The sequence below is a fragment of the Amaricoccus macauensis genome, assembly GCF_014201905.1.
Lineage (GTDB): Bacteria > Pseudomonadota > Alphaproteobacteria > Rhodobacterales > Rhodobacteraceae > Amaricoccus > Amaricoccus macauensis.
In genome coordinates this window covers 715,516-734,338 of the sequence record NZ_JACHFM010000001.1, presented here as the reverse complement: position 1 = coordinate 734,338, position 18,823 = coordinate 715,516, and the positions used below count along the sequence as shown (strand labels likewise).

The 18,823-nt window shown below is 68.8% G+C and carries 19 protein-coding genes; 7 read left to right on the top strand and 12 right to left on the bottom strand.

Annotated elements, in window-relative coordinates:
- The first annotated feature begins 76 nt into the window (after positions 1-76).
- The gene (locus HNP73_RS23600) at positions 77-934 is read left to right on the top strand and encodes a phasin family protein (protein ID WP_184147186.1); all 858 of its coding nucleotides are present in this window, start codon (positions 77-79) and stop codon (positions 932-934) included.
- A gap of 125 nt (positions 935-1,059) precedes the next feature.
- Entirely contained in the window at positions 1,060-2,829 is a 1,770-nt protein-coding gene (locus tag HNP73_RS03575; RefSeq protein ID WP_343063191.1) for a PHA/PHB synthase family protein, read from the top strand.
- 49 nt (positions 2,830-2,878) lie between these two features.
- On the opposite strand, the gene HNP73_RS03570 is transcribed toward HNP73_RS03575, so the two are convergent.
- Positions 2,879-3,541, bottom strand: coding sequence for an alpha/beta hydrolase (locus tag HNP73_RS03570; protein ID WP_184147182.1), 663 nt, complete (start codon positions 3,539-3,541; stop codon positions 2,879-2,881).
- A gap of 125 nt (positions 3,542-3,666) precedes the next feature.
- On the opposite strand from HNP73_RS03570, the gene HNP73_RS03565 reads away from it, so the two are divergent.
- Positions 3,667-4,278, top strand: coding sequence for a DedA family protein (locus HNP73_RS03565; RefSeq protein WP_221288158.1), 612 nt, complete (start codon positions 3,667-3,669; stop codon positions 4,276-4,278).
- On the opposite strand, the gene HNP73_RS03560 is transcribed toward HNP73_RS03565, so the two are convergent.
- The 5 genes from HNP73_RS03560 to HNP73_RS03540 all read right to left on the bottom strand — a co-directional run bounded on the left by HNP73_RS03560 (position 4,250) and on the right by HNP73_RS03540 (position 9,157).
- Positions 4,250-4,879 carry a DNA-3-methyladenine glycosylase family protein gene (locus HNP73_RS03560; RefSeq protein WP_184147180.1) on the bottom strand — a complete coding sequence of 210 codons (630 nt, stop codon included), beginning with the start codon at positions 4,877-4,879 and terminating at the stop codon, positions 4,250-4,252. The two genes, HNP73_RS03565 and HNP73_RS03560, sit on opposite strands and share 29 nt — an antisense overlap.
- A gap of 69 nt (positions 4,880-4,948) precedes the next feature.
- Positions 4,949-5,953, bottom strand: coding sequence for an ABC transporter ATP-binding protein (locus tag HNP73_RS03555; RefSeq protein WP_184147178.1), 1,005 nt, complete (start codon positions 5,951-5,953; stop codon positions 4,949-4,951).
- Positions 5,954-5,971: 18 nt separating this feature from the next.
- Positions 5,972-6,796 carry a carbohydrate ABC transporter permease gene (locus tag HNP73_RS03550; RefSeq protein ID WP_184147176.1) on the bottom strand — a complete coding sequence of 275 codons (825 nt, stop codon included), beginning with the start codon at positions 6,794-6,796 and terminating at the stop codon, positions 5,972-5,974.
- Complete coding sequence (locus HNP73_RS03545) at positions 6,793-7,776, bottom strand: carbohydrate ABC transporter permease (protein ID WP_184147174.1); 984 nt, start codon at positions 7,774-7,776, stop codon at positions 6,793-6,795. Before HNP73_RS03545 ends, HNP73_RS03550 begins: the two co-directional genes overlap by 4 nt.
- A 106-nt stretch (positions 7,777-7,882) precedes the next feature.
- A complete protein-coding gene (locus tag HNP73_RS03540; RefSeq protein WP_184147172.1) occupies positions 7,883-9,157 on the bottom strand; it encodes an ABC transporter substrate-binding protein in 1,275 nt (424 codons plus the stop codon).
- Between the two features lie 247 nt (positions 9,158-9,404).
- Between HNP73_RS03540 and HNP73_RS03535 the strand changes: the two genes are divergently transcribed.
- The 3 genes from HNP73_RS03535 to HNP73_RS03525 all read left to right on the top strand — a co-directional run bounded on the left by HNP73_RS03535 (position 9,405) and on the right by HNP73_RS03525 (position 12,345).
- Positions 9,405-10,268, top strand: a complete 864-nt coding sequence (locus HNP73_RS03535) for an AraC family transcriptional regulator (protein WP_184147170.1) — start codon at positions 9,405-9,407, stop codon at positions 10,266-10,268.
- A gap of 84 nt (positions 10,269-10,352) precedes the next feature.
- Positions 10,353-10,772, top strand: a complete 420-nt coding sequence (locus tag HNP73_RS03530) for a VOC family protein (protein WP_184147168.1) — start codon at positions 10,353-10,355, stop codon at positions 10,770-10,772.
- A 193-nt stretch (positions 10,773-10,965) separates the two neighbouring features.
- On the top strand, positions 10,966-12,345 hold the full coding sequence (locus HNP73_RS03525; protein ID WP_184147165.1) for an aminotransferase: 1,380 nt from the start codon (positions 10,966-10,968) through the stop codon (positions 12,343-12,345).
- Positions 12,346-12,643: 298 nt separating this feature from the next.
- On the opposite strand, the gene HNP73_RS03520 is transcribed toward HNP73_RS03525, so the two are convergent.
- Positions 12,644-13,234 carry a lytic transglycosylase domain-containing protein gene (locus HNP73_RS03520; protein WP_184147163.1) on the bottom strand — a complete coding sequence of 197 codons (591 nt, stop codon included), beginning with the start codon at positions 13,232-13,234 and terminating at the stop codon, positions 12,644-12,646.
- Positions 13,235-13,451: 217 nt separating this feature from the next.
- Between HNP73_RS03520 and ssb the strand changes: the two genes are divergently transcribed.
- On the top strand, positions 13,452-13,961 hold the full coding sequence (gene ssb, locus HNP73_RS03515; RefSeq protein ID WP_184147161.1) for a single-stranded DNA-binding protein: 510 nt from the start codon (positions 13,452-13,454) through the stop codon (positions 13,959-13,961).
- 189 nt (positions 13,962-14,150) lie between these two features.
- Here ssb and HNP73_RS03510 read toward each other — a convergent pair whose 3' ends face one another.
- From HNP73_RS03510 to HNP73_RS03490, 5 genes are read right to left on the bottom strand one after another with little or no spacing between them, the layout of a single operon-like run.
- Positions 14,151-14,849, bottom strand: coding sequence for an ABC transporter ATP-binding protein (locus HNP73_RS03510; RefSeq protein WP_184147159.1), 699 nt, complete (start codon positions 14,847-14,849; stop codon positions 14,151-14,153).
- Positions 14,846-15,556 (bottom strand): ABC transporter ATP-binding protein, encoded by a 711-nt coding sequence (locus tag HNP73_RS03505; protein ID WP_184147157.1) that lies wholly within the window; start codon positions 15,554-15,556, stop codon positions 14,846-14,848. The genes HNP73_RS03510 and HNP73_RS03505 overlap by 4 nt, the downstream gene beginning before the upstream one ends.
- On the bottom strand, positions 15,544-16,488 hold the full coding sequence (locus HNP73_RS03500; protein ID WP_184147155.1) for a branched-chain amino acid ABC transporter permease: 945 nt from the start codon (positions 16,486-16,488) through the stop codon (positions 15,544-15,546). The genes HNP73_RS03505 and HNP73_RS03500 overlap by 13 nt, the downstream gene beginning before the upstream one ends.
- Entirely contained in the window at positions 16,485-17,366 is an 882-nt protein-coding gene (locus HNP73_RS03495; RefSeq protein ID WP_184147153.1) for a branched-chain amino acid ABC transporter permease, read from the bottom strand. The genes HNP73_RS03500 and HNP73_RS03495 overlap by 4 nt, the downstream gene beginning before the upstream one ends.
- 3 nt (positions 17,367-17,369) lie before the next feature.
- Complete coding sequence (locus HNP73_RS03490) at positions 17,370-18,656, bottom strand: ABC transporter substrate-binding protein (RefSeq protein ID WP_184147151.1); 1,287 nt, start codon at positions 18,654-18,656, stop codon at positions 17,370-17,372.
- Positions 18,657-18,823: the final 167 nt, after the last annotated feature.

Sequence of the window (18,823 nt, the reverse complement as noted above, 5' to 3'; positions counted from 1 at the left end):
CCGCCGATTCCGCTGATTTCCATGAGATGGCCGGCGGCGCCACAGGCGTCCCGGTCCACCTTTGAAGGAGAGTGAAATGAACGCACAGGTCTCCCGGCCTACGCCTCCCGCCTCCAAGTCGCAGAGTGCCGCCGCTGCCGTCGTTGATGCCGCCGAAACCCGGGACGGGCTCGGGGTCGCGGTTGCTGCGCATCGGCTGGCGCTTGAGCGTATCGAGCGGCTGTATGGCGAGGGGTTCCGCTTTGCCAGCGCCCGCCTCGAGGACAACCGCGACACCCTGCGGGCGCTTTCTCAGGCGTCGACCCTGCAGGAGCAGATGGCGGTCTGGAGCCGCTATCTCGAACGCACGGTCAAGCAATACACCGACAACCTCGGTTCCTTCGCCGGGATCTACGGCCAGCACGTGCGGGAATCCGTTCAGGACGGCGCCGAGGTCGCGCAGGCGGCGGCTTCGGCGGTTGCCGAGGTGACCCCGAGCCCGATGGCCGATTTGACCCCGCCGATGCCGGGTGTCGAGGCCGAGTTGGTCGCCCCCGAACCGGTAGTGCGGAAGACCGCGCGGAGGAGTGCGGTGCGGAAGACGGCATCGCCGAAGGCTGCCGCCCCGAAGTCTGCCGCGCCGGTGGCCGCAGTATCTGAGGCCGCGAAGGTCGAGGCCGCGAAGCCGGAAACCGCGAAGGTCGAGGCCACGAAGCCGGAAGCCGCGAAGGTCGCGGCCGCGAAGCCGGAAGCCGCGAAGGTCGAGGCCGCGAAGCCGGAAGCCGCGAAGGTCGAGGCCACGAAGCCGGAAACCGCGAAGGTCGAGGCCACGAAGCCGGAAGCCGCGAAGGTCGAGGCCGCGAAGCCCGAGGTTGCGACGTCGGACGCTGCCGCTCCCAAGGCGGCGCCGGTGCCCGAGTCGGTTCCTGCTGGCGCTGAGGCTGAGCGGTCCTGATGCCTGATCGGGGCGAGGAGCACGCCGGCCCGCGCCGGCGCCGGCGCCGGCCGGCAGAGCCGAAGGCGGCCTCCGCCTCCGCTGCCGCCGCCTCGCCGCCCCAGTCCCCGGCCGGGACGGAGCCAGTGTCAGAGCGCCGGGTGCCGAAAGCCCGGGCGCTGCCGCCCGCGCAGGCTGCGTCGGCCGACCCCGAGCGGGGCGCCGCCCTCGACCGGGCGCTCCATGCCACCGTCGCGCGGATGACCCTCGGGCTCTCGCCCGCGGCGATGCTGAACGCGTGGGGCGACTGGGCGGTGCATCTTGCGGCCTCGCCCGGCAAGCGTCTCGACCTGATGGAGAAGGCGTTCCGCAAGGCCCTGCGCCTGCAGGCCTGGGCGCTCGGGAGCCGCGACAGCCCCTGCATCGAGCCGCTGCCACAGGACCGGCGCTTCCGCACCGAGGGCTGGCAGCAGCCGCCGTTCGACTTCTTCTATCAGGCGTTCCTCCTGAACCAGCAATGGTGGTGGAACGCCACGACCGGCGTACGCGGGGTCTCGAAGGAGCACGAGGCGCAGATTTCCTTCGCCGCCCGGCAGCTTCTCGACATCTTCTCGCCGGCGAACTTCGTCTTCACCAACCCCGATGTGCTGGAGGCGGCGCACCGGAGCGGCGGTGCCAACTTCATCCGTGGGGCGCAGAACTGGATCGAGGATGCCGCGCGGCTCTTCGCCGGTGAGGGTGCGGGACGGCCGGAGGGCTTCACCGTCGGCACCGACGTGGCGGTGACGCCCGGCAAGGTGGTGTTTCGCAACCGCATCATGGAGCTCATCCAGTACGAGCCGACGACCGGCGCCGTCCACCCCGAGCCGGTCATCATCACCCCGGCGTGGATCATGAAGTACTACATCCTCGATCTGAGCCCGGCGAACAGCCTCGTGCGCTACCTCGTCGCGCAGGGGTTCACCGTCTTCGTCATCTCCTGGAAGAACCCCGGCGAAGGCGACCGCGGCCTCGGGCTGGACGACTACCTCTGGGACGGCCAGATGACGGCGATCCAGGTGGCGCAGACCATCACCGGGGCATCGCGGGTGCACGCCTGCGGCTACTGCCTCGGCGGGACGATCCTCACCATCGCCGCCGCGGCGATGGCCCGCGATGGCGATGACCGGCTGGCGAGCGTGACGCTGCTTGCCGCGCAGTCCGACTTCACCGAGGCGGGCGAGCTGATGCTCTTCATCGACGAGAGTCAGGTCGCGTTCCTCGAGGACATGATGTGGCGGCAGGGCTATCTCGACAAATGGCAGATGGCCGGCGCATTCCAGCTCCTGCGCTCGAATGATCTCATCTGGTCGCGGCTCACCCGGGAGTACCTGATCGGTGACCGCCCGGCGCCGAATGACCTCATGGCGTGGAACGCCGATGCAACGAGACTGCCGTACCGGATGCACTCGGACTACCTGCGCCACCTTTTCCTTGAGAACCAGCTCGCCGAGGGGCGATATGAGGTGAGCGGCTCGCCGGTGGCGCTGACGGACATCCGGGTACCGACCTTCGCGGTCGGGACCGAGACCGATCACGTGGCGCCCTGGCGCTCGGCCTACAAGATCCACCTGAGCTTCGACGGGCCGATCACCTTCGTGCTGACGAGCGGTGGGCACAACGCCGGTATCGTCTCCGAACCGGGGCGCCCGCGCCGCCACTATCGCCTGCTCGCGACGGGTGCGCACGATCCCTACCGCGACCCGGAGGCGTGGGTGGCCGAGGCGCCGCTTCACCAGGGATCGTGGTGGCCGGAGTGGATCAAATGGCTGGCCCAGCAGTCGGGGCCGCTTGGGCCCCTGCCGCCGATGGGTGCCCCGGAGCACCACCTGCCGGTGCTCTGCGATGCGCCCGGCACCTACGTGGCGGCGCCCTGACGCCGCCACTCAGGTCCTGTCAGTCGAGCTCGCCCAAGTCGGGCTCCGGTCAGTCGAGCCCGAAGCGGGCGCGGATGAAGCGAAGCGCCAGCGTCAGCCCGTCCGGCGCGATGCCGTGCCCGACGCCGCGCGAGACGTGGGTGAGGGTCTCGACCCCCGCCGCCGTCAGCGCCGCCTCGGCGAGGCCGAGGCTCTCGAATGGCACCACCGGGTCCGCGTCGCCGTGGATGAGCAGCACCGGCGGCCGCGAGACGATCTCGTCCGCGAGCGCCTCCGGGTCGAGCAGCCGACCCGAGAAGCCGACGATGCCGGCAAGCTCGGCACCGCGCCGCAACCCGACGTGGAGCGCCATCATCGTCCCCTGGCTGAAGCCGACGAGCACGGTGCGCTCCGGGCCGATCCCCGTTGCAGCGGGCAGGGCGTCGAGCCAGTCCTCGAGCAGTCGGTAGGACCGCTTGGCGGCGGCGCGCGCCGCGTCCTCGGGCGTGCCGTCAAGCCACGGGATCGGGAACCACTGATAGCCCATGGGATTTGCCGCCGACGGGTCCGGGGCGTTCGGCGCGAAGAAGCGCGTTGACGGCAGATGTTCGGCCAGCGGGTCGGCAAGACCGATCAGATCGGCGCCGTCCGCGCCGTAGCCGTGCAGGAACACGACGATGCTGTCGGCAGTGCCGGAGAGGGCGGGGCGCTCCGGCCCGGTCAGGGTGGTCATGGGGAGGCTCCCGCGTTGTTTTTCGGGCATCGTGGTAGGCGGAAACCGCCGGGCCTGCAACCGGGCTCCCCGGCCGCCGCGCGTGAGGCTATCCTGCCAGGACGCCCCCGAGACCGGAGCCGCCATTGCCCATCGCCGCAACCGTCGACCACCTCATTTCCCAGCTGGGCGCTCCTGCGGTCTTCGGCATCATCACCCTCGAGAGCCTCGGCGCCCCGGTGCCGGGCGAGAGCGCCGTCATCGCCGCGGCGGCGGCGGCTGGTCAGGGCGCTCTCGACATCCGCGCCGTGGCGGTGGCGGCCTTTGCCGGCGCGGTCATCGGTGACAACATCGGCTACCTGATCGGCAGGAAGCTCGGCCGCCGCACGGTCGTGCGCTATGGCAGCCGCTTCGGTGTGACCGATGCCGCCCTCGACCGGGTCGAGGCGGTCACGGCCCGCTGGGGGCCGCTCGTGGTCGTCGTTGCCCGCTTCGTCGTGCTGCTGAGGCAGCTGAACGGCATCGTCGCCGGCACCACCGGCATGGCGTGGCCGCGTTTCCTGCTGGCCAACGCCCTCGGCGCCGCGCTTTGGGTCGGGTTCTGGAGCACGCTCGCCTATCGGCTCGGGCATGATGCCCACAGCTTCGTGCCGTGGATCTGGCATCATCTCGGGCTCGTCGCGGCGATCGTCGTGCCGGTGCTGCTCCTCGTGCTCGCGGCGCTGTGGTTCAGCGGACGCCTTCGCGCCCGACGCTGACCCGGTAGTAGGCCCAGAGCAACCGCGCCGCGACCGAGCGCCAGGGCGACCATCCCTCGGCCAAGGCGCGCAGCTCTTTCTCCTTCGGCCGGGCCGGCAGCTCGAAGAGCCGCGCGGCCGCCTCCTGCAGGGCGAGATCGCCGGGGGCGAAAACGTCCGCCCGACCGAGCGAGAACATCGCGTAGATCTCCGCGGTCCAGAGGCCGATGCCCTTGATCCGCACCAGTTCCGCCACGACGTCCGCGTCCGGCATCGCCCGGAGCGCGGCGAAGTCGAGCCCGGCGGCGGCGATTGCCCGGCCGTAGGCGATCTTCTGGCGCGAGAGGCCCGCAGCGCGGAGCGCCTCGTCGGTGGCGGCCTCCACCCCCTCCGGGGTGTGTGCCTCGATGGCGACCAGCCGGTCCCAGATCGCCGCCGCCGAGGCGGTCGAAACCTGCTGGCTGACGATGGCGGAGAAGAGCGTGGCGAAGCCATCCTCGCGCCGGCGGAGCGGCAGCGGGCCGGTCAGCTCCAGCGCGTGGGAAAAGCGCGGGTCGAGGGCGGCGAGATACGCCGCGCCCTCCGCCACGTCGTCGGGGGTCTCGATGATGCGTCCTGCCATGCTCCCGGGTCTAGCGCCTCACGCGATCCGCCGAAAGCCTTGCAGGCCTCCACCCCGGGCCGGAGCCGCTCAGCGGATCGGGTTGCCCGTCTCGTCGAAGCGGTGCAGGTTCTCGATGAGCGGCCGCACACCGATTTCCGCGCCCCATGGGATCGCCGTCTTGCCCTCCTGCCGCACCAGAACCGGCTCTTCCGAGCCGATGTCGACGAAGAGAAAATTGTCCGATCCGAGATTTTCGGCGTGCACCACCTTGCCACGCCACACCGGATCGGCGTTGTCCACCACCATGTGCTCCGAACGGATGCCGATGGTGTGGGCGTTGAACCCCTGCGCGATCTGGCCGTTCACGAAGTTCATCTTCGGGCTGCCGATGAAGCCCGCGACGAAGAGCGAGTTCGGCCGCTCGTAGAGCTCGCTCGGCGTGCCAACCTGCATGACGAGCCCGTCGCGCAGCACGCAGATCCGGTCGGCGAGGGTCATCGCCTCCACCTGATCGTGCGTCACGTAGATCATCGTCACGTTCTTCATCTCGTGGTGAAGCTTTGCGATCTCGAGCCGGGTCGCCACGCGGAGTGCGGCGTCGAGGTTGGAGAGCGGCTCGTCGAACAGGAACACCTTCGGGTCACGCACGATGGCGCGGCCGATCGCCACGCGCTGCCGCTGGCCGCCGGAAAGCTGCTTCGGCAGGCGATCGAGCAGATGGTCGATGTGCAGCATCTTCGCCGCCTTCTCCACCCGCCGGCGGATCTCGTCCGGCCCGGCCTTCGCGAGTTTCATGCCGAAGGCCATGTTGTCGTAGACCTTCATGTGCGGGTAGAGCGCATAGCTCTGGAACACCATGGCGATGCCGCGTTTCGACGGGGCGAGATCGTTCACCCGCTTTCCGTCGAACAGCAGATCGCCCGAGGTGATGTCCTCGAGCCCGGCGATGAGCCGGAGCAGCGTCGACTTGCCGCACCCCGAGGGTCCGACGAAGACCATGAACTCGCCATCCCGGATCTCGAGATCGACGCCCTTGATGACATCGACCGACCCGTAGGACTTGCGGACGTCCTTGAGCTGAATTTCCGCCATGTGTCGCGCTCCCCCGGGTTAGCCTTTGACACCGCCGGCCGTCAGGCCCGCGACGATCTTGCGCTGGAAGATCAGCACCAGGATGATCAGCGGCACGGTCACGATGACCGATGCCGCCATGATGAGGCCCCACGGCGTCTCGAACTGGGAGGCGCCCGAGAGCAGGGCGATCGCCACCGGCACGGTCCGGGTGCTGTTGGACGAGGTGAAGGTCAGGGCGAACAGGAACTCGTTCCAGGCGCCGATGAAGGCAAGCAGACCGGTCGTCACCAGCGCCGGCCACATGAGCGGCAGGAACACCTTGGTGATGATCTGCCACGGCGTCGCCCCGTCGACGATCGCCGCCTCCTCGATCTCCACCGGCAGGTCGCGCATGAAGGTCGTCAGCACCCAGACGGTGAAGGGCAGGGTGAAGATCGTGTAGCTGAGGACGAGCCCCCACGGCGTGTTGAAGAGGCCGAGAAAGCGGATGAGCTCGAAGAGGCCGGCCAGCACCGCGATCTGCGGGAACATCGAGACGCCGAGGATCGTCAGGAGCAGCAGCGTGCGGCCGCGAAACCGCACGCGGGCGAGCGCGTAGGAGGCGGTCACCCCGAGAAACAGCGCGAAGCCGACCGTGAGAGTGGCGACAACGATCGAGTTCAGGATGTTGCGCGGGAACTCGCCCTGCTGCATCACGCTGATGTAGTTCTGGAAGTTGAACTCGCGCGGCCAGTAATCCACTTCAAAGAGCGCCGTGCCAGTCTTGAAGCTGGTAACGATCGCATAATAGAACGGAAACACCGCGACCACGACGATCAGGACGACTGCGAGATAGAACAGGATCGTCTTGAGGACATTCATTGCTTCTGCCCTCCGAGGTCCACGCGACCGAGCCAGATGTAGAGGATGACGGCCAGCGCGATGATCAGGAACAGCAGTGTCGATTGTGCCGAGCCATAGGCGAACTTGTCGAAATCTATGAGGTTCTCCCGGCTGATGACCGACATGGTCTTGGTCGCCGAGGAGTTGGGCGTCAGCACGTAGATCAGATCGAAGATGCGGAGCGCGTCGAGCAGCCGGAAGATCACCGCGACCATGAGCGCGGGCTTCACCAGCGGCAGCGTCACCCGGAAGAACACCTTGATCGGATGGACCCCGTCGATCTTCGCCGCCTCGTACATGTCGCGGGGGATCATCTGCAGGCCGGCGAGGCAGAGCAGCGCCATGAACGGCGTCGTCTTCCAGATATCGACGATCAGCACCGCGTACATCGCCGTCGAGACATCGGCGGTCCAGGCGATCTTGTGGTCGATCAGCCCGAGACTCATCAGCATGTCGTTCACCATGCCGAACTGGTCATTGAAGAGCCACGCCCAGAGCTTCGCCGACACGATGGTCGGGATCGCCCACGGGATCAGGATGGCGGCGCGGACGAGCCCGCGGCCCTTGAACTCGGCATTCAGCACCAGTGCGACGAGAAGGCCGAGCACAGTCTCGATCGAAACCGAGATGATCGCGAAGCGGAAGGTGTTCCAGACGGCGTTCCACCAGGCCGGATCGACCAGCACCCCGCGGGTGATCACCTTGCCGGAGCTGAGCGTGCGGACTGACAGGTAGTTGTCGAAGCCCACCCACTTGCCGGCGCCGATATTGGAGAGCGATGTGTCGGTGAAGCTGAAGTAGATGGTGCGGAACAGTGGCCATGCCGCCACCAGCGTCAGTGCCACCAGCATCGGCAGAAGGAAGAGCCGCGCCGCGCGCACCCGCTCCGCCTGCAACTCGGATCGTCGGGCAGGTCTCGTTGCCTGCGGCTCCGGTTGTCCGGCCGTTATACTTGCCATGAACGTGTCTCCCCCCGCGCTGCTCGATGGCCTGCGGCCGGGTGACGGCCGCAGGCTCAGGCGATCGGGCTCCCGGGTGGCGCTGAAAGCCTCCCGGGAGGGACGGCTACCAGCCGCTGCCCTTCAGGTCGTCGAGGTCAACCTCAAGGAGTTCGAGGCTGTCCTGCGGCGTGCTGCTGCCGGAAAGAACCTCGTGGGCCGCGGTCCAGAACTTGTTCGAGACCTCGTTGTACTTGACCTTGGCCGCCGCTGAGGGTCGTGGCACGGCGTTGAGGAAGATCTCCTTCCAGTGCGGGATCAGTGGCTGCGCCTCGGCGATATCCTTGTCGTCGTAGAGTGACTGGATGGTCGGCAGGTGGCTGGCCTTGATGGCGTTGCCCTTCTGGAACTCGGCGCCGGTCATGTAGAGCACGAGATCCGTCGCCACCTCGGCGTTCGGCGAGTACTTCGACACCGCGAGGTTCCAGCCGCCGAGCGTCGCGGCCGACGTGTTGTCACCGCCACCCGAGGGCAGGGGCGCCACGTCGAACTTGCCCTTGATCGGGCTGTCGGCGCCGTTGCCGAGGGCGTAGGCGTAGGGCCAGTTCCGCATGAAGACAGCGTTGCCGGTCTGCCAGACGCCGCGGCTTTCCTCCTCGGTATAGGAGAGGACGCCGCCGGGAGAGATGGTGTTGACCCATCCTGCCGCCGTCTCGAGGGCCTTGGCGGCGTTCTCGTTGTTCACGGATATCGTGCCATCTGCCTCGACGATGTCGCCGCCGCCGTTCGAGGCGAGCCATTCGAGGGCGTTGCAGGTCAGCCCCTCATAGGCGGCGCCCTGCCAGACATAGCCCCAGAGATCCTTCGAGCCGGCCTCGCGCTCGGCGTCCTGGATTTTCTTTGCGGTGGCGCTCAGCTCCTCCCAGGTCTCCGGCACCTTCTCGCCGTGTTTCTCCAGAAGGTCCTTGCGGTAGTAGAGCGCCGGCGCGTCAGTGAAGAATGGCGCGGCCACGAGCTTGCCGTTCACCGTCTGCGAGGCCACGATCGAGGGGAAGTGGTCGTTCGTCACCGGGGCAAAGGCCGCGGTGAGATCGAGGAACTGTTCGGAAAGCTGCGGCGCCCAGATCACGTCCACGAGATAGACGTCGATGTCGGCGTTGCCGGCCGCCAGCCAAAGCTTGTACTGTGCGAACTGGTCGGTGGTGGACGCCGGCATCGGGACGAAGGTCACCTTGTTGCCGGTCTTCTCCTCCCAGGGCTTGACCAGCTCCTGATAGACCGCGATGTCGGCACCAACGGCGCCCGAGACGAGGTTCACGTTCACCGCGCCGGCAGCTGTCGCCGACAGTGCGGCGAGCGATGCTCCTGCGAAGATCGCCGCCAGCGATCGGGTTCTCTGCATCGGTTGCCTCCCCCAGGTTCAATGTTCGTCAGCTTAACAGACATCCTCCCTCCCGGAAGTCAGTTTGTTTCGCGCGGGCCACGAGTGCGGGAAGGACTGTACAACCGCGCCTTCCGGCGCCTGCCCGACCGGACGAAACGTGAGTGTCTCCCGAGTTTCATCGGATAAGCCGCGAGCCGTCCGCAGACATGCGGGAGCCTGAACCGACCGCCGGGCAGGGGCTGGACGGATGGCGGGAGACGCGTCCATGCTTCGGAACATGCACAGGCTGACCCGCGTGCGATGCTTTGACGACGGTTCGGACCGATGGCGGATGGTCGATGTCAGTCCCGCCGCCCCTCTCGCCCCCTATATCCGCGCCTACGGCTGGTGGTCGGAGGCGACGACCTCCTTCCACACGCGGCGGGAACTGGCGGCGACGGAAGGCACGCTGATCATCAACCTCGCGAGCGACCTGGAGCTGGTCGATGCAACGGGCGCGCGGGTGCGGCTGCGGGCGGGCGAGGGCTTCGTCGCGGGCCTGTCGCAGGCGACCTCGTTCTCGCGTTCGACCGGGGCGATGGAGGGCATTCACCTTCGGGCGCCGCTCGCGACGCTGGCGCGCATCGTCGGCACGAGCATGGCCGATCTCACCGACCGGGTGGTGCCGATCGCGGACCTGTCGGTTCGGGGTGGCTGGCATCTGGGCGAGCAGTTGCTTGAGGAGAGAGACCTCGAAGCGCGCTGGCTGCTGCTTGACCGGAGCATCCGGCAGCGTTTGGCAGAAGGCGCCACCCCATGCCCGACCATAGCCCGCGTGGCGGCGGGGCTGCGCGCCGGCCGGCGCGTCGAGGCGCTCGCGACCGAGCTCGGGTGGAGCCGCAAGCGGCTCGCGCGGACGTTCGCTCAGGCGATGGGCGTCGAGCCCCGCGCCTTCGCCGGGCTCGCACGGTTCGAGCGGTTCACCGATCGGCTTCAGGCCGTCCCGACGCTTTCGCTGGCCGATGTCGCCGTTGAGGCGGGGTATGCCGATCAGGCGCATCTGACCCGCGAAGTGTCACGCTATTCCGGGATGACACCGGGCGAACTGCGCCGTCTGGTGCTGCCGGATGGTGGCGGCGTCTGCGAGTGACCGGGGCCGCCCGGCGCAAAGCTTCAAGACACGCCACGGACGCGGCGTATCATCCTTCCGGTCAACACCAGGGGGAGACCTGATATGCCGGTCCGTCCAGCGACCATTCCTGTCCTTCGCTATGCCGATGCGCCCGCGGCGATCGACTTTCTGTGCAAGGCCTTCGGGTTCGAGCGGCATGCGGTCTACGCCGACCCGGACGACGCCTCGCGGGTCTTTCATGCCCAGCTGACGCGGGAGGGGCAGATGGTCATGCTCGCGTCGGCGGAGGCGTCTGATTTCGCCGGGCGGGCGCGGCTCAGGACCCCGGCGGAGGCGGGCGGCGTGACGCAGACGATTTACGTGGTTCTCGATGACGTGGACGCACACGCGGCGGCGGCACGGGCGGCCGGTGCCGACATCTTCGCCGGACCGGAGGACCAGTCCTACGGCGGCCGCGGCTACAGTGCGCGTGATCCCGAAGGCAACGTCTGGTCGTTCGGGAGCTATGACCCGTTCGCCTGAGGTTGCCGCGCCCGTTGCGGTGGCCGCGATCGGGCAGGACCTTTTGCCTCGGCGTAACCAGTGGACGCCGGTCTCGGGCTCCCTGTAGGCTCCCGGCATGCGCAAGCTCGGTACGGGACCCGGACCAGGAGGCGACAAGCCCATGATCCGCCGAACGAGCTTGCCCCCAGGCGGATTCCGGGAGGGAAACGAGATGAACCAGCCGCTCAGCAATTTCCAGATGCGCGACGCCGAGGCGCTGCTGCATCCCTATACCGATGCGGTGGCTCTGCGGACGACCGGCGCGCAGATCGTCGATCGTGGCGAGGGCGTGCGGGTGTGGGATCAGTCCGGCCGCAGCTATATCGAGGCGATGTCCGGGCTCTGGTGCGCGGGTCTCGGGTTCGGCAACGCCGAGCTGGTCGAGGCGGCGCGGGTCCAGATGGAGCGGCTGCCGTACTATCACCTGTTCTCCGGGAAGAGCCACGACACCGCGATCGAGCTTGCGGAGAAGCTGAAGGCGATGACGCCCGGGCAGATGGCGCGGGTGTTCTTCCAGTCGAGCGGCTCCGAGGCGAACGACACGCAGATCAAGATGGCGTGGTACATGAACAACGCCCTCGGGCGGCCGCAGAAGAAGACGATCGTCAGCCGCAAGAAGGCGTATCACGGCACGACGCTTGCCACGGCGTCGCTGACCGGCCTGCCGGGTAACCACACGGACTTCGACCTGCCGATGCCGGGGATCCGGCATCTCTCGACGCCGCACTTCTGGAAGGAAGCGCAGGAGGGCGAGAGCGAGGAGGCGTTCGTGGCGCGGCTCGCGGCGGAGTTCGAGGCGCTGATCGAGGCGGAGGGGGCCGAGACGATCGCGGCCTTCATCGCCGAGCCGGTGATGGGGGCGGGCGGCGCCATCGTGCCGCCGATGGGCTATTTCCCGGCGATGTCGGCGATCGCGCGGAAGCATGACATCCTGACGATCACCGACGAGGTGATCTGCGGATTCGGCCGCACCGGCGAGTGGTTCGGCGCCGAGACGGTCGGGTTCGAGCCCACGTCCATGTCGATGGCGAAGCAGTTGACCGCGGGTTTCGTGCCGCTGTCGGCGGTGGCGATCAACGGCGAGATGGCCGAGGCGCTGGAGGCGAACTCCGGCAAGATCGGCACCTTTGGCCACGGGTTCACCTATGGTGGCCATCCGGTCGGTTGCGCCGTGGCGTTGAAGGCGCTCGAGATCTACGAGCGGATGGACATGCCCCGGGTGGTGCAGGCGATGAGCCCGCGTTTTGCCGCGCATCTGAAGAGCTTCGAGGGCCATCCGCTGGTGGGTGAGGGGCGTTCGCTCGGGCTGATGGGGGCGCTCGAGCTCGGGCCGAACGGCCGGCGGGAGGGCTTTGCGAAGCCGGGCAAGGTCGGCGCGAAGATGGTGGGCGAGCTGAAGGATCGCGGCATCATCGCGCGCGCCGTGGTCGACTCGATCGTGTTCTGCCCGGCGATGACCATCACCGAGGCGGAGCTCGACGAGGTTTTCGGCGCGGTCGGGCCGGCGCTGGATGCGACGCTCGACTGGGCGAAGGCGGAGGGCCATATCTGAGGCAAGGGACGTCCGGCCCTGCCGCGCAGGTTGCGCGGCGGGGCAAGCTATTGATATCAGAAGATAATCAACTGGAGATCAACCCTGGTTGAGGGGGAGCGCCAACCTCGGGGGGCCGCAACCGGCCCCCACTCGGCCGGCGCTTGGCGCTACGCCGCCGTTGCGGCTCCGCTCCGGCGGAACGGGCTTCGCCCGTGAGTCAGAGGGTTTCTCCCCGCCTGTTGGCGGGGCCCCGCGTTCCTGCCCGATAGGGTTTCCGCCAGTATGAAAACCGGGCGGCGAGGCGTCGGGCCGCCGGTCAGCGGCCGAGGATCGCCTTCACATAGCGCCTGGTCTCGTCATAGGGAGGGACGCCGCCGTAGCGGGCGACCGCCTCGGGGCCGGCGTTGTAGGCCGCCAGCGCGAGGCGCCAGTCGCCAAAGCGCTGGTATTGCTGGCGCAGGTAGCGCGCGCCGCCCTCGAGGTTCTGTTTCGGATCGTGCGGATTGACCCCGAGGTGGTTCGCGGTGAAGGGCATGAGCTGGGCGAGGCCGATCGCGCCCTTGTGGGACTTCGCGCCGGGGCGGAAGTTTGATTCGGTGCGCACGAGGCGGAGGAAGAGGTCTTCCGGCACGTTGTGGCGGCGGGCCGCGACGCGCGCCATGTCCTGGTAGACCCCCGGCGATCCGCTGTAGGCCGGAAGGCCGAAGGCCGAATCGTCGTCCGCTTCGAGTCGCGACACGCGCCGTGGCTGGCCGGCGAGCGAGCCGGGCACCGGCGGCCGGATGAGTTCGCGGTAGTCGCCCGAGAGGCTCGACTGGCCCCGAAGAAGCGCGCTGAGCTTTGTGTCTGCCTCAGCCGCGCCGCCCATCGCCACCAAGGCGACGAGCGCGATCGTGATCCGCTGCATGGTCCCTCGCGTTAACCGGTCCCGACGGGCTGCTCCCCGCCGCCCGGGCTTTTTCCCGGGATTGCGCGGGACTATGGCCGAAAAGCGTTGGTCTGTCAGCCGTGAACTGGCGTTAAGCATGCGTTAGGATTTGCTCCGCGATCCTTGTGCCACGCCTTCACTTCCCGGGCCTGACCGGCTAGTGGGAACGGGTGTGAACCGGCGGACGGAGGACGGGATGGCTGGCAGCGTCAACAAGGTGATCCTGATCGGCAATCTCGGCCGCGATCCCGAGGTCAGGAGCTTTCCGAACGGCGGCAAGGTGGTGAACCTGCGCATCGCCACCTCGGAGCGCTGGCGCGACCGCAACACCGGCGAGAACAAGGAGCGCACCGAGTGGCACTCGGTGGCGATCTTCAGCGAGCCGCTGGCGCGCGTCGCGGAGCAGTATCTGCGCAAGGGCTCCAAGGTCTACATCGAGGGCCAGCTCGAGACCCGGAAGTGGCAGGACCAGTCGGGACAGGACCGCTATTCCACCGAGGTGGTGCTGCGGCCGTTCCGGAGCGAGCTTACCATGCTCGATGGCCGCGACGGCGGGCAGGGCGGTGGCGGCGGCTATGGCGGCGGTGGCGGCGGGTCGGACTATGACGACCGCGGCGGCTACGGCGGCGGCGGCGGTGAGGGCCGTGGCGGCGGCGAGAACCGCGGCGGCGGAACGTCGAACATCGACGACGAGATCCCGTTCTGAGAGATCCCGTTCTGAGCCCGGGTGCCCGAACCCGGGTGCCCGAGCCGGATCACCCGACGCTGGATGCTTGGGGCGGTCTGAGCCAGTGCGAGCGGAAGGTGGCTCCCGAATGGCTGGGATGCGCCCGGCGTGATCGAGGCGGTGCGGACGGGTAAGTCCGTCAGGGCCGCGCGCCCCCGGCACGAGCGCTCAGACCCCAACCCACTCCCGGAATTCCGCTGCGGATCGGTCGAGGCCGGCGGCCGGCAGGGTCGCGGCGATGCGGCCGCGGTCGACGAAGGCGATGCGGTCGGCGACGGTGAGGGCGGCGTCGACGCGCTGCTCCACGAGGACCGTGGCGACCCCGGTTGCCTTCAGGCGGACCACCGTGTCGTGGATGAGAGCGATCATCGAGGGTTGCAGGCCCTCGGTCGGCTCGTCGAGGAGCAGGACGCGCGGCTCGGTGCAGAGGGCACGGGCGATGGCCAGCATCTGTTGCTCGCCGCCGGAAAGGGTGCCTGAGGCCTGAGTCAGGCGCTCGCGCAGCCGCGGGAAGAGTTCGAGGGCACGTTCGCGCACCTCGGGCGGGCTCTGCCGGGTCAGGAGGCCGATTTCGAGGTTTTCCGCGACGGTGAGCTCGGCAAAGAGCCGGCGCCCTTGCGGCACCCATGCGACGCCGGCGCGGGGGACGTCGTGGGCGGGGAGGGTGTCGAGGCGGGTGGCGTCGAGGCGGATCTCGCCCGAGGTGGCGCGCACGAGCCCCATGATCGCCTTCAGCGTCGTCGACTTGCCGGCGCCGTTCCGGCCCATCAGGCAGAGGACTTCTCCTGGGGCCACGGTGAAGCCGATCCCGTGCAGGACGGCCACCGCGCCGTAGCCGCCGTGCAGGTTGGTGACGGTGAGGCTCATGCGCCGAGGTAGGCGGCCTGGACCGCCCTGTCCTTGCGGATGGCGTCGGGGGTGCCGCTCGCAAGCACGCGGCCGAAGTCGAGTACGGTGATCCGGTCGGCGAGGTCCATCACGACGTCCATGTTGTGTTCGATGAGAAGGACCGACGCGTCCCTTGCCACGTCGCGGACGAGGGCGGAGAAGCCGGCGATCTCGCCGGCGGCGAGTCCTTGTGTCGGCTCGTCGAGGATGAGGAGGCGCGGTGTGAGCGCGAGGCCCATGGCGAGTTCGAGAAGCCGCTGGTGGCCGTAGGAGAGATCACCGGCGATCTGGCGGGCGTGGATGTCGAGGCCGACGCGGGCGAGGGCGGCGCGGGCCGCGGTGGTCACGTCGCCGCTCGGGTGCCGGACGGCGAGGGTGACGTTGTCCTCGACGCTGAGGCGCGGATAGATCGAGGTGACCTGAAAAGTGTAGGCGATGCCGAGGCGCACCCGGGCGTGGGCGGGCAGGCGGGTGATGTCGCGGCCGGCGAATTCGATGATGCCTGCGTCGGCGGTGATGCGGCCGGAGAGGAGGCCCACGAGCGTCGACTTGCCGGCACCATTCGGGCCGATCAGCGCGTGGACGCCGGTCGGCCCGAGGTCGAGGCCGACGCCGTCCACCGCCTTGACGCCGCCGAAGTGGCGCTTGAGGCCGCGCGCCTTCAGGAGCGGTGTCAGGGCAGCCATGCGAGCGCCCGGGCGCGCAGGGTGCCGAGAAGGCCGGTGCGCGCGAAGAGGATGAGCAGGATGAGCGCGGCGCCGACGACGAAGAGCGTCGCATCGGTGAGGTTGCCGGCAAAATCCACGAGGTAGAACATGACGAGGGTGCCGACGAGCGGCCCGAGGACGGTGCCGGCGCCGCCGAGCAGCACCCAGAGGAGCGCGAGGACGGAGTACTGCACCGTGGCGAAGCTGGCGCCGACGTAGCCGAAGAGCAGCGCGTAGGCCGCGCCCGCCGTGCCGGCGTAGAGGCCGGAGAGCGTGAGGGCGAGGAGGCGGGCGCGGAACGGGTCGTAGCCGAGCATCCGGGTTCGTTCGGAGTTCTCGCGCACGGCGACCAGCACCCGGCCGGTGCGCGAGCGCACGAGCAGGAGGCAGCCGATCAGTCCCGCGGCGAAGAGGGCGAGGGCCGCACTGTAGCGCGTGGCGTCGGTGACGAGGTCGAGGCCGAAGAGCGTGCGGGCCTCGCGCGCGAGGGTGAAGCCTTCGTCGCCCCGCGTGAGGTCGCCGAAGTAGAGGATGGTGAGGTAGCCCGCCTGCGCGAACATCAGCGTTACGATCATGAAGGCCGCGCCGGTGGTGCGGAGCGCGAGGAGGCCGACGACGAAGGCCACGCCGGCCCCGGCGAGGGCGCCGGCGAGCAGCGCGGGGCCCGCCGTCCAGCCGCCGTGGGCGACGAGAAGGCCGGTGGCGTACATGCCGGCGGCCAGCAGCAGCGCGTGGCCGAGCGAGAGCAGGCCGGTGTAGCCGAAGGCGATGTTGTAGCCCATGGCGAAGACCGCGAGCACCATGATGCGCGCGAGGTTCGTCGCGTGGTAGGGCGGCACGACGAGGGGCGCGAGAGCCAGCGCCACGAGGACGGCGAGGTGGAGCGCCCAGACCCGTACGCCGCCGGTCATGCGGTCTTCCGCCCGAAGAGGCCCTGGGGGCGGAAGACGAGGACGAGGGCGACGAGGAGCGTGGCGAGAATCTTGCCGAGCGTCGGGGCGAAGAACACGCCGACGATGCCGTCGGTCAGGCCGATCAGCAGCGCGGCGATCACCGTGCCGCGGAGCGAGCCGAGGCCGCCGATGATGACGACGGCGAAGGAGAGAAGCAGCGGGTCGCCGCCCATGAGGTAGTGCGCCTGGCTGATCGGGGCGACGAGGACGGCGGCGGTCGCGGCGAGGCCGGCGCCGAGGCCGAAGACGAGCGCATAGACCCGGTCGGTGTCGATGCCGAAGGCGGTGGCGGTCTCGCGGTCCCACTGGGTCGCGCGCATGACGAGGCCGATCTTCGTGCGGGTGAGCAGCGCCCAGACGCCGGTGAGCACGAGCGCCGCGAAGACGATGACCGCGAGCTTGTAGCCGGAGTAGCCGAACCACGGGAACTGGATGCGGAACGAGAAGGGGGCGGCGACGGCGCGGGCCTCGGGGCCGTAGAGGCTGAGGGCGCCTTGCTGGAGGATGTAGCCGAGGCCGATCGTCGCGACGATGACCGCCTCGGGCGCGTAGTCGAGCCGGCGCAGGATCGCCCGGTCAGCCGCGATCGCCACCAGCGCCGCGGCGAGCGGGCTGAGCGCGAGGGCCGCGACGAAGCCGAGCGCCGGGGCGCCGGGCATGAGGTTGGTCACGGCCCACGCCACGACCGCGCCGAGCATGAAGAACTCGCCGTGGGCGACGTTCACCACCCGCATGACGCCGAAGACCAGCCCGAGTCCGACCGCGGTCAGCGCGAGCACGGCCGCGCTGACGAGGCCCTCAAGCGTGGCGAGGAAAAGGAACGGGCCGAGATCCAAGGGTCAGAACGGCATCGTGGTGTAGTCCACCGCGTCGGGGTAGAAGCCGTCCTCGATCGCGGTGCGCTGCACCACCTCGAGCTTGCCGCCGACCACCTTGGAGATGAACTGATGGCCGAAGACCTGATGGGTCCGGCCATTGAAGACCTTGTCGCCCTGCGGATGTTCCCGGGAGTCGGCGAAGGTGGTCATCGCCTCCATCGCCTCGACGATCGCCTGGCGGTCGTCCGGCCCCTTGTAGCTGGCCGCTTCCATCGCCTTCTTGATGACGAAGAGCGTTTCCCAGCAGGAGAACATGTGGGCGTAGGTCGAGACGTCCTTGGGATCGCCGACCGCGGCGCCGCTGTCGTCGACGCCGACGGCCTTTCGGTAGAAGGCGTCGAACTCGGTCGAATCCGGCTGGCGATAGCGCGGCATGCCTTCCCAGAAGTGGCTGCCTTCGAGGAATTCGAGGCCCGGGCTTTCGGTGGAGATGCCTTCGAGCGAGTCGATGAAGCCGAAGATCTCCGGGTGCGCGCCGGTGCCGTAGAACTCGCCGAGCTCCTTCACGAAGGTGAGGACCGCGGGGCCGACCATGACGTGGTAAAGCACCTCGGTCTCCGACGGGATCCGCGGCAGGTAGCGGGTGAACGAGGTCTCGGTCGGCGGGACGGGGATGAGCTCGATCACCTCGCCGCCCTGCGCCTTCATCGCCTCCTGGAAGAAGTCCCGGTGATCGAAGCCGAACGCGTAGTCCGGGTAGATCATCGTGACCTTCTTGCCGAGGTTCGACGAGACCCACGGCGCCATGGAAATGACCTGGCTCCGCACGTCGGTGATGCCGGGTTGCAGCGTCCAGCGGTTGAGGCCGGCCGCGACGTGGTGGCCCTCCGAGCAGACGAGATAGGGGACGCGCAACTCCGCCGCGCGCGGCGCGGTGCCGACGACCACGTGGCTGAAGAGCGCACCGAAGACGAGGTCGCACTTGCGCTGGACGGCGAGCTTCTCGAAGACCTCCGAGCCGCGCTTCGGGTCGGTGCCGTCGTCCTCGAAGATGATCTCGACGGGGCGTCCGTTGATGCCGCCGGCCTCGTTCAGGACCTTGAGCGCGGCCTCGGTGGTGCGCTGGTACCACCGGCCATAGACCGCGCCGATGCCGGTGCGGTGCAGCTGGAAGCCGAGCCGGATCGGCTCGGACGTCTGGGCCTGCACGTAGCGGGGCATCCCCCCCGCGAGCGCGAGCGCGCTCCCTGCGCCGAGCCCCTTAAGCACCGTGCGGCGCGGCAGCGCGCTGTCGCGTTCCTTCGTCATGCAGCCCTCGAATGTTCCGTGCCCGCCGCTCCGCGGGCGGATGGGACAATGTGAGCAGGCGTGGAAAGAGTCCACGAAAATCCGCATCGAATGTCCAAAACGCCGACATTTGCCAAGGGGTTCCTGTGTGCCATGAATGTGAACCGGAAACATGGGGATGGCAGGCG

Coding starts and splice junctions, on each gene's coding strand:
- HNP73_RS03540 (WP_184147172.1), bottom strand. CDS start 9,157: ATGCAGAGAACCCGATCGCTGGCGGCGATCTTCGCAGGAGCATCGCTC.
- HNP73_RS03530 (WP_184147168.1), top strand. CDS start 10,353: ATGCCGGTCCGTCCAGCGACCATTCCTGTCCTTCGCTATGCCGATGCG.
- HNP73_RS03535 (WP_184147170.1), top strand. CDS start 9,405: ATGCTTCGGAACATGCACAGGCTGACCCGCGTGCGATGCTTTGACGAC.
- HNP73_RS03555 (WP_184147178.1), bottom strand. CDS start 5,953: ATGGCGGAAATTCAGCTCAAGGACGTCCGCAAGTCCTACGGGTCGGTC.
- HNP73_RS03490 (WP_184147151.1), bottom strand. CDS start 18,656: ATGACGAAGGAACGCGACAGCGCGCTGCCGCGCCGCACGGTGCTTAAG.
- HNP73_RS03520 (WP_184147163.1), bottom strand. CDS start 13,234: ATGCAGCGGATCACGATCGCGCTCGTCGCCTTGGTGGCGATGGGCGGC.
- HNP73_RS03510 (WP_184147159.1), bottom strand. CDS start 14,849: ATGAGCCTCACCGTCACCAACCTGCACGGCGGCTACGGCGCGGTGGCC.
- HNP73_RS03550 (WP_184147176.1), bottom strand. CDS start 6,796: ATGAATGTCCTCAAGACGATCCTGTTCTATCTCGCAGTCGTCCTGATC.
- ssb (WP_184147161.1), top strand. CDS start 13,452: ATGGCTGGCAGCGTCAACAAGGTGATCCTGATCGGCAATCTCGGCCGC.
- HNP73_RS03570 (WP_184147182.1), bottom strand. CDS start 3,541: ATGACCACCCTGACCGGGCCGGAGCGCCCCGCCCTCTCCGGCACTGCC.
- HNP73_RS23600 (WP_184147186.1), top strand. CDS start 77: ATGAACGCACAGGTCTCCCGGCCTACGCCTCCCGCCTCCAAGTCGCAG.
- HNP73_RS03505 (WP_184147157.1), bottom strand. CDS start 15,556: ATGGCTGCCCTGACACCGCTCCTGAAGGCGCGCGGCCTCAAGCGCCAC.
- HNP73_RS03545 (WP_184147174.1), bottom strand. CDS start 7,776: ATGGCAAGTATAACGGCCGGACAACCGGAGCCGCAGGCAACGAGACCT.
- HNP73_RS03525 (WP_184147165.1), top strand. CDS start 10,966: ATGAACCAGCCGCTCAGCAATTTCCAGATGCGCGACGCCGAGGCGCTG.
- HNP73_RS03560 (WP_184147180.1), bottom strand. CDS start 4,879: ATGGCAGGACGCATCATCGAGACCCCCGACGACGTGGCGGAGGGCGCG.
- HNP73_RS03500 (WP_184147155.1), bottom strand. CDS start 16,488: ATGACCGGCGGCGTACGGGTCTGGGCGCTCCACCTCGCCGTCCTCGTG.